Here is an 8,298-nt window from a genome sequence, read left to right on the forward strand (position 1 = left end):
TCTCGGGCGCTTGACCTGGCCACCTGCGAATGGGTGCTGTCGATCGACGCCGATGAGCGCGTGACACCTGAACTGGCTCAGGCCATTCAGCAAGCCATGGCCCGGCCCGTAGCGCAGGCTTATAAAATGGCCCGGCTTTCCAATTTTTGCGGTCGCTGGATCCGTCATAGCGGATGGTGGCCCGACCATGTGTTGCGATTGTTCAAGCGGGGTACGGCACGATTTACTGATGTCGCCGTTCACGAGCGTGTGCAGGCCCAGGGCAGCGTTGCCACGCTGGAGGCTCATTTTCTGCATTACCCCTATGCGGACATGGCCGCGCTTATTTCCAAGGTCAATCGCTACTCCAGCGACGCAGCGCAGATGATGCACGCAAAGGGGCGCCGCACGTCGGTGCTGGGGGCAGTGGGCCACGCCGTCTGGACCTTCATACGTATTTATTTGATTCGGCGTGGGTTCCTTGACGGCCGAGAAGGCTTCATTCTGGCCGTCACTGCGGCGTGTGGAAGTTTCTTTCGCTATGCCAAGCTTTATTTTCTGGCAGCACGAAAATGAAGTCCGCCGCCATGATTCCCATCCTCATGTATCACCAGATCGGTCAGCCGGCCCCTAAAGGTACGCCGTACCGGGGGCTTACCGTCCACCCCGCCAGTTTTCGCCGTCAGATGTACTGGATGCGCCGCCTGGGCTACCAGGGCCTGTCGATGCACGACTTGCTGCCGTATTTGCAAGGAGTGAAACAGGGCAAGGTGTTTGGCATTACCTTCGACGACGGCTACGTGAATGTGCTGGATAATGCCTTGCCCATACTGCGCGAGATGGGTTTTACCTCGACCAATTACTTTGTTGCCCGCAACTTTGGCGGCAGCAATGTGTGGGACCTTGAAAACGGTGTTCCGCCGTCTGCGTTGATGTCGCATGAGCAGGCGCGCGCGTGGGTGGCGGGTGGCCAAGAGGTCGGTTCGCATGGGCTTGATCACTCTAATCTTCCCGATCTTGATGCCGCAGCCGCCAAAACGCAAATCCACCAGTCGCGCCTAGAGCTGCAAGATCTTCTGGATACCGAGGTAACGGCGTTTTGCTACCCCTATGGCCACGAAACCCCAGCGCTGCGCGACATGGTGCGACAGGCAGGCTATACCAATGCCACAACGACCAGCGGCGGGCTGGCGCAATCTGCTGATGACCCGTATGGCCTGCCACGCGTTACGGTGTCCCGTTCCACGCATATTGTGCGTTTTCTACAGAAATGTCTGACTCGCCTCGAGGAAAAAAAACGTCATGCCTGAGCCCCGCCTTCGAATCGCCTTTGTCGTCGACCGCTTCGGCAGCCGTTTCGGAGGCGCTGAGGCGTACGGGGTCGAACTGATGCGGGAACTGGCGGCCCGCCACGACATCACGGTCTTCGCACGCGAGTACGATGAAGCCTGCAGCCTGAAGTTGCCTTTCGTGCCCATTCGAAGCTGGAAACACTGGCCGAGCTGGGTGCGTGTATTGTTGTTTGCCTTTCGCGCCCGCCGTCTTACGCGAACGGGCTACGACATTGTGCATTCGCACATGAACGGCTGGTGCGGCAATGTCGAGGTCGTGCACGTTACCCCTGTGCGTTATAACTGGCGCGTACGTGCGCTGCCCTGGCTCAAGCGCAGCTTGTCTTATATCAGCTTGCGCGTGCAAGCTTACTTGCACCTTGAGCAGAGGCGCGTGGCGCCTCGGGCAGGGCACCGTACGGTTGCCGTGTCGGGCCTGATCGCGCAGCAGTTGCAGCAGGCGTATCCCAACCTCACCGACGTGCCGGTGATCCCTCCTGGCGTGGCTGCGGTCCTGGCCCAAGACCCAAGCGAACGTGTGCCCACGCGCCAAGCGCTGGGTTATGCCGACGACGATTTCATTTGTCTGCTGGTGGCCCGTAATCCACTGCGTAAAGGCTTGCCCACAGTGCTTGATGCCTTGGCCGAACTGCCGCCGCAGATCAAGCTGCTGGTGGTGGGCGGCAACGCTGCAGCCCGCGCACATGTCGCCAATCGCGATATCGGTTATTTAACGTCTCGAGTAAGAGTGCTGGGCGAAACCTCTGACGTGGCGCCATACTATCAAGCGGCCGATGTCTATGTGCACCCGACCCTGAACGACAGCTTTGGCATGGCACCCCTTGAGGCCATGTCTTTTGGCTTGCCGGTCATGCTTAGCCCGGCTCCGTGGTGTGGTTTTGCGCAGTATGTTGCGCCGGGCGCCGAGGCATTAGTACTGGATCACCCCGAAAACTCGAAGCAACTGGCCGCCGATATTGCCCGTTTGCACCGCGACCCCCAGTTACGCAACCATTTGCGCACCGGCGGGGCGAAGGTGGTGGCCCGGCACAGCTGGCCCTGTGTAGCGGCACAATACGAAGCGTTATACGCCGAAGTCCTGACCGAGCGTACCTAGTACGCCTTCACCCCCCTAAGGTTTTTCTCATTGGCCCCGGTTCTCGGGGCCCTTGTGTGGTGAAAACGCCTACTTCACCGCTGGTTTTCCGTTAAGCGGTTGTCCTGCCGCCTTCAACTCCCTACAATTTGTATCGTTTTTGGCTTTAACGTAACGGGTCGGCGATAGCGTCCCGTCGGCTGATGAAAATACTAATTACCGATATTCATCATGGCAACGGCGGGGGCCATGTTACTTATATTCTTGGGTTGATCGCGGGGCTGAAAGAGCGTTGCGACGTGACGCTGGCTGTTCCGCCCACCGGGCGTTTGTTTCAGCGTGCGTCCGCCCTCAAGGGCATTCGAGTCCTACCGGGCCTGTACACGTCTCGTCCGTTAACCTTGCTGCGCGAAGTGCTTCGTCTCAGGCGTTTTCTGGCTCGCGAGCGTTTCGATCTCGTGCATGTAAACGGCAGTGCCGATCATCGGCACGTCATGCTGGCTCGCCTGGGTTTACGTCATCCGCCGGCTATTGTCTGGACCAAGCACAACACCAATCGCATCGACAGTTTCGGTCAGCGGATGAGAGCGCGGTTCGGCACCGACGGGGCAATAGGCGTCAGCAAATATGTGGCGGCCCAGTTGGCCCACTCCTGCTACCGAAAACGGGCGATCCACGTCGTATATCACGGTGTCGATGCCATTCATTTTGCTCCGCCTGATGCACAGCAGCGCCGGCAATACCGCGAACAGCTTTTTGGTCACTTGCCCGAAGACGCACTGGTTTTTGGCAGTACCGGTGGCACCGATATTGAAAAGGGCTGGATGCTGCTGGTGCAGGCCATTGCCGAGCTGCCGCCGCATTTACGATCCCGTATTCGCGTGGTCGTCGCCGGAGATCCGCCCTCGCAGGACGTTCTTGCGACACTGGCTGAATTGGATTTGGATGGTTCCCAGGTGGTGTTTCCCGGCTTGGTCAAAGATGTGCGTCCCATTCTTGGCGCGTGCGACATAGGATTTGTGTTGTCGTATCGCGAAGCGGCATCGTATGCACTGTATGAAGCCATGGCAATGGGGTTGCCGGGGCTGGTGTCCGATGCTGGTGGGCTGCCTGAAGGCATTCGTCACGAGAAAGAAGGCTGGATGGTGCCCGTGGGAGACGTATCGGCATTGGGAGAGCGGCTGCGCGCGATACTCAACGAATGTCCGAAAAAATTGGCGGCAATGGGTGCGTCGGCAAGGAATCGAGCCGAAACCATGTTTTCGGTGCCCGTGTTTCTGGACCAGACCGAGCAGGTATATCGCGAAACCAGCGCCTTGCGTTCGGCTGTGCGTGTTGCACGCGTTCCCGACATGGCCTAGGCCGACGAGGCTGTCGGCTGATCCCGCGCCAGGCCCGGCGCTTGGTTTTATGCAACCCTAAAGCCACGGGCTAATAGCGTGCTTCGGGCGTTGTCAGTAACTCGAGGTTGGTCAGCCAGTGCATTGCCTGTTCACGCGTGTTTGCGCACATGGCTGCACTGGGTTGCAGCGACGCACATACCAAAGGCCGTTCGGGCCGACCAAAAATAAGACATTGCTCGTTCTTGTCCAGCTGTATGCATCGTACGCCGGCGGGCTTGCCCTGCGGCATGCCGGGTATCGGACTGGAAATGGACGGGGCGATGCAACATGCGCCGCAGTGGGTACGGCAGTGTGTGCTGGATGTGGTCATGGATTAGATCCAGCCTCGCAACCAATACACTAACAGGCCGGCATATTCTTTGATGATAGAGCGCGAGGCAAAAAAAGATCGTTCATCTGGCAACCAGAAGGAAAACGCCGTGTCGTCGGGCACCACGATCTGAGGAGCCGACGGAGCGGCAATGGGTGTCAGGCCCTGCTTGCTGAACACTGCCATGGCGCGTGGCATATGAAGCGCCGAAGTGACCAGCAGCACGCGCGTAATGCCTAATTCTTTCAGGATACGAGCCGAATAAACGGCATTTTCATACGTATTGAAACTGCTCTTCTCCAGCAGCAGGGCCTGATCCGGCACGCCGTTCTTTTTTAAGGTATTGGCCATGGACTCGGCCTCGCTTTGCGAGCCATCCAGAGCCGCTCCCGACAACAAGATCAGCGGGGCGCGCTCAGCCCTGTACAAACGTATGGCTGAGTCGGTTCGCGTGAGTGCCGTTTCGCGTTCATAGGGCTCGAACCAATTGGGGCGGCCGCCGGCCGTATGGCCGCCCAGCACGACAATCGCCTGGGCCGGAGGCAATTGGGCCGCGGCGGTGTACGGATAAAGCTGCTCTAAGCGGCCCCCCGCCCATAGCGACGATGCCGGAAGTGACCAAAACAGCGCCCATGCCAGACCCAGGGCGGCCAGCACGGCCGCTATGCGACGCCGCCTGAGCATCAGCAGCACGACAGCGATGACGAGCAGCGTGATGCACAGATTCAACGGGATGACCAGATTGGCAAGAAAGCTCGAAAGAGACATGCTTTACAGGACGGTTTCTGTTGTGATCTGGGCGACTTGATCAAGTACTTCGGCAAGCGTGGGCCATTGATTAAGCGAACCCATGCATCGGGCGTTGGGAGACCAAGGCCCTGTTCGTTGCATATCGGTAACGCCGAAAAGGGTGAGTTGGCGTGCGTTGGCGGCGGCCGCCAAATGCGAGACTCCTGAGTCGTTGCAGATGACCAGCGCCGACAGCCGGCTCAGTGTAGCAAATGCTCCTAGCCCGAGCGCAGGCAAACAAAGAGCGGTAGGCGCGGTTTCAAGCGCGGCCTCGCGCTCGGCTGCCGGCGGACACATGGCAACTGTGTGGCCTTGTCGCTGAAGCTCCCGGGTCAGGGCGTCAAAATGTGGCCAGACTTTGACTTTGCCCCGGTGCAGCCCTGTTGCGGTCGGCGCGATCAGGACAAACCCTCCGGGAGTCAGGCCGGCTGCACGAACGGCTTCCTGAGCCTGTTCCTCGTGCAGGCTGGTGGTTTCCAGACCCAGGGTGGCGGGAAGATGGGCGGGCATGACAGGCAGCTTCCATCGATCAAGCGCCTGGCTCGTCAGGTGAAACCAGGATTGTGCAGCGTGTACCGAGGGACTGGGCTTGGATAGGGGCCAGCGCAGCAGCAGGCTACGGCCGTCGTCGCGGTAACCCGCGCTGGAAATGCCGGCAAACTTAAACACCAGGGCACTGGACAGTGAGTCGGGCAGGATCAGTCCACGCGCATGAGTATGGCGCGCTTTCTTGCGAAAGGCGGCCAAGTGGGCGCGATCTTCTCGCCAGCGTCCGCTCATTTCGACGAAACCCGCCAATTGAAAACCCGAGAGCAGATCTTTGGCCCACGGCCGAGCGCAGACCACGACCGGCAAGCCGGTATTGAGCAGTACGTGCAGGCAGGGCAGGCTCATGCAGACATCGCCGATCCAATTGGGCAGGCGCACGTAAATGGCGGAATAATTAGGCATGATGCAAAAAAGATTGCTGCGGTCGAATAATATTGGCGTCTATTATCAACCGATTTTCAAGAACGTTAAAATGTTACGCTCTTTGATTCATCAGCATAGAAGTGAGTCCATCCTTGAGTTCAGCCTCTTCCATTGAGCCGTCGCACGCGGCGCCGGTACGTTTCGAAATGTGGCGACGCATTTATTCCCGGCTCGGGCCTTACTGGAAGGCGGCGGTCGTTGCCACTTTACTGCTCAGTGTCAGCGCTGCCACACAACCCGCCTTGGCGGTAATCATGAAGCCGTTGCTCGACGACGGTTTCAGCGGCGCCAAGCCCTACTACGTATGGGCCATTCCCCTGGCTGTGATCGGCCTGATGCTGATACGGGGCTTATGTACTTTTGCCAGTAATTATGTGTTGGCCTGGGTGGCAAACAATATGTTGCTGGGCATACGCCGCGAGATGTTCGAGCGCTTGCTGGGCTTGCCTGACGCCGAGTTCAAACGAGGCGATACGGGGCGCTTGCTTAATCGCTTTACGATCGATGCCAGCAACGTTACCAATTTGGCAACCGAGGTGATTACCGTCATTGTTCGCGAGACCATGATCGTCGTGGCGTTGCTTGCCGTACTGTTGTATATGTCGTGGCAATTGACGCTGATCGTATTGCTCATGCTGCCGCTGTCGGTGTATGTGTCGCGCATATTCATCAAGCGCCTGCGTCGGATCAATCGCGACACCATCAACATGAACGCCGAATTGACCCGGGTGGTGGGTGAAGCCATTGACGGGCAGCGGGTGATCAAGCTGTTCGACGGGTACGATCGCGAGTCGGGCCGGTTCCAGTATGTCAATGGGCGCCTGCGCCGTTTCGCAATGCGGGCGGTGTCGGCCGATGCTGCCATGTCCCCCATCACCCAGTTTTTTGTGGGCTTGTCGGTGTCGGCGGTGATTGCGGTCGCCTTGTATCAAGCCAATAACGAAGGCCTTACCGTCGGCAGTTTTGCGGCCTTCATGGCAGCATTGGGGCAAATTTTCGACCCGCTCAAGCGCCTGACCAATATCGCCGGCGCCATGCAGCGCATGCTGGTGTCGGCCGAAAGTGTGTTTACCCTTGTCGACTATCCGCCTGAGGTCGATACCGGAAAACACGAGTTCACGAGTCCGGTGCGCGGGCTCGTTGAGTTTCGCAATATCGTGCATCGCTTTCCCGATGCGCAGGCGGACACGATTTCAGATGTCTCGTTTACGGCCGAGCCGGGCCAGACCGTGGCCCTGGTAGGGCGTTCGGGCAGTGGCAAAACAACATTGGTCAATATGTTGCCGCGTTTTGTCGCGCCCACCAGCGGGCAGGTGCTGGTCGACAACATTCCTGTTGAACAATGCACGCTGCGCAGTTTGCGCTCGCAATTGTCGCTGGTTAGCCAAGATGTTGTGTTGTTCGACGGCACAGTGGCCGACAATGTGGGTTATGGGGCGTTGCACGACGCCAGCCGCGAGGAAATCCGAAGCGCGCTCGAGGCCGCGAACCTGGCCGACTTTGTCGACAGCCTGCCCCACGGCATGGACAGCCAGGTGGGCGAGAACGCCAACACCTTGTCGGGTGGTCAACGCCAACGTCTGGCCATTGCGCGAGCCCTGATCAAGAATGCGCCCATTCTGATCCTGGACGAGGCCACGTCGGCGCTGGACAGCGAATCGGAGCACCAGGTGCAGTCGTCGCTCGAGCGCCTGATGTCGGGGCGAACGACTCTGGTCATTGCCCACCGTTTATCTACCGTCCAGAAAGCCGACAAGATTCTGGTGCTCGATGCCGGACGGATTGTCGAACAAGGCCGCCACGACGAACTGCTGGCACAAGGTGGTTTATACGCTTCACTGTATCGCATGCAGTTCAAAGAGGTCGGTTGATGCTTGCATGCCTATACAATCGACTTTCCTCACTTTCATCGTCTTGTAAAACCCCATCAAGGATCACCATGAACAAAGCCGCCTTGTCGATTGCCACGGTGTTGTTGTTGGCTGGATGCGCAACTTCCGAGCAGGGCCTCGGTTTGCATCAGCTCGAAACCGACTCGTACCGGCGCGACGTCCGCACCCTGCCCATGGACTTCGTTCAAATTCAGCGTGCCGTGTTCAAACAACAGGCGCGTTGCGACTCTCGGTTGGAGTTCAAGGTCGACGAGATGCACCCAAGTTATGCCAGGGTGACCCAGCCGCTGAGCGAGGGGGCGCAAGCAGGGGAGTGGAACAAAATGATGGTATTGGGACTGACCCTGACGCAGCACGCACCGGCCAAGGTGCTGGGCGTCACTCTGCGCGAAGGTGGTGAGGCCTCTACCAAGGCTCAACTCTATAGTTACTACGCCCTGGATAAGGCTAAGGTCACTGCGCTGTACAACGCGCTATTGCATCCGGATCTGTGCCCTGGCGAAACCCCGCCCGAAGAGACAGACGA

General features: G+C 58.7%; 9 protein-coding genes. 6 read left to right on the plus strand and 3 right to left on the minus strand.

Annotated elements, in window-relative coordinates:
- From VL003_RS11675 to VL003_RS11690, 4 genes are all read left to right on the plus strand, one after another.
- The coding region (locus VL003_RS11675) for a glycosyltransferase family 2 protein (protein WP_325442668.1) at nucleotides 1-555 on the plus strand (555 nt) is incomplete at its 5' end.
- Entirely contained in the window at nucleotides 552-1,289 is a 738-nt protein-coding gene (locus VL003_RS11680; protein ID WP_325442670.1) for a polysaccharide deacetylase family protein, read from the plus strand. The genes VL003_RS11675 and VL003_RS11680, both read left to right, overlap by 4 nt.
- Complete coding sequence (locus tag VL003_RS11685; RefSeq protein ID WP_325442672.1) at nucleotides 1,282-2,427, plus strand: glycosyltransferase family 4 protein; 1,146 nt, start codon at nucleotides 1,282-1,284, stop codon at nucleotides 2,425-2,427. The genes VL003_RS11680 and VL003_RS11685 overlap by 8 nt, the downstream gene beginning before the upstream one ends.
- A 182-nt stretch (nucleotides 2,428-2,609) precedes the next feature.
- A complete protein-coding gene (locus tag VL003_RS11690) occupies nucleotides 2,610-3,767 on the plus strand; it encodes a glycosyltransferase family 4 protein (protein WP_325442674.1) in 1,158 nt (385 codons plus the stop codon).
- Nucleotides 3,768-3,837: 70 nt separating this feature from the next.
- Here VL003_RS11690 and VL003_RS11695 read toward each other — a convergent pair whose 3' ends face one another.
- Genes VL003_RS11695 through VL003_RS11705 form a run of 3 tightly spaced genes read right to left on the minus strand, consistent with a single transcriptional unit; the run spans nucleotide 3,838 to nucleotide 5,859 of the window.
- A complete protein-coding gene (locus tag VL003_RS11695) occupies nucleotides 3,838-4,119 on the minus strand; it encodes a YkgJ family cysteine cluster protein (RefSeq protein WP_325442676.1) in 282 nt (93 codons plus the stop codon).
- Between the two features lie 3 nt (nucleotides 4,120-4,122).
- Entirely contained in the window at nucleotides 4,123-4,887 is a 765-nt protein-coding gene (locus tag VL003_RS11700) for a YdcF family protein (protein ID WP_325442678.1), read from the minus strand.
- Between the two features lie 3 nt (nucleotides 4,888-4,890).
- Complete coding sequence (locus VL003_RS11705; protein ID WP_325442680.1) at nucleotides 4,891-5,859, minus strand: glycosyltransferase family 9 protein; 969 nt, start codon at nucleotides 5,857-5,859, stop codon at nucleotides 4,891-4,893.
- Between the two features lie 167 nt (nucleotides 5,860-6,026).
- On the opposite strand from VL003_RS11705, the gene msbA reads away from it, so the two are divergent.
- Both msbA and VL003_RS11715 read left to right on the plus strand, forming a co-directional pair.
- Nucleotides 6,027-7,751: a lipid A export permease/ATP-binding protein MsbA gene (gene msbA, locus VL003_RS11710; RefSeq protein WP_414708298.1), complete on the plus strand. Its 1,725-nt coding sequence runs from the start codon at nucleotides 6,027-6,029 to the stop codon at nucleotides 7,749-7,751.
- Between the two features lie 68 nt (nucleotides 7,752-7,819).
- On the plus strand, nucleotides 7,820-8,298 hold a 479-nt coding region (locus tag VL003_RS11715; RefSeq protein WP_325442684.1), incomplete at its 3' end, for a hypothetical protein.

Source organism: Pusillimonas sp., from assembly GCF_035515275.1.
Lineage (GTDB): Bacteria > Pseudomonadota > Gammaproteobacteria > Burkholderiales > Burkholderiaceae_B > Pusillimonas.

What these genes read in the sequence shown, in the direction of transcription:
- VL003_RS11690 (WP_325442674.1), top strand. Translation starts at nt 2,610, where the DNA reads ATGAAAATACTAATTACCGATATTCATCATGGCAACGGCGGGGGCCAT.
- VL003_RS11680 (WP_325442670.1), top strand. Translation starts at nt 552, where the DNA reads ATGAAGTCCGCCGCCATGATTCCCATCCTCATGTATCACCAGATCGGT.
- VL003_RS11695 (WP_325442676.1), bottom strand. Translation starts at nt 4,119, where the DNA reads ATGACCACATCCAGCACACACTGCCGTACCCACTGCGGCGCATGTTGC.
- VL003_RS11700 (WP_325442678.1), bottom strand. Translation starts at nt 4,887, where the DNA reads ATGTCTCTTTCGAGCTTTCTTGCCAATCTGGTCATCCCGTTGAATCTG.
- VL003_RS11685 (WP_325442672.1), top strand. Translation starts at nt 1,282, where the DNA reads ATGCCTGAGCCCCGCCTTCGAATCGCCTTTGTCGTCGACCGCTTCGGC.
- VL003_RS11705 (WP_325442680.1), bottom strand. Translation starts at nt 5,859, where the DNA reads ATGCCTAATTATTCCGCCATTTACGTGCGCCTGCCCAATTGGATCGGC.
- msbA (WP_414708298.1), top strand. Translation starts at nt 6,027, where the DNA reads ATGTGGCGACGCATTTATTCCCGGCTCGGGCCTTACTGGAAGGCGGCG.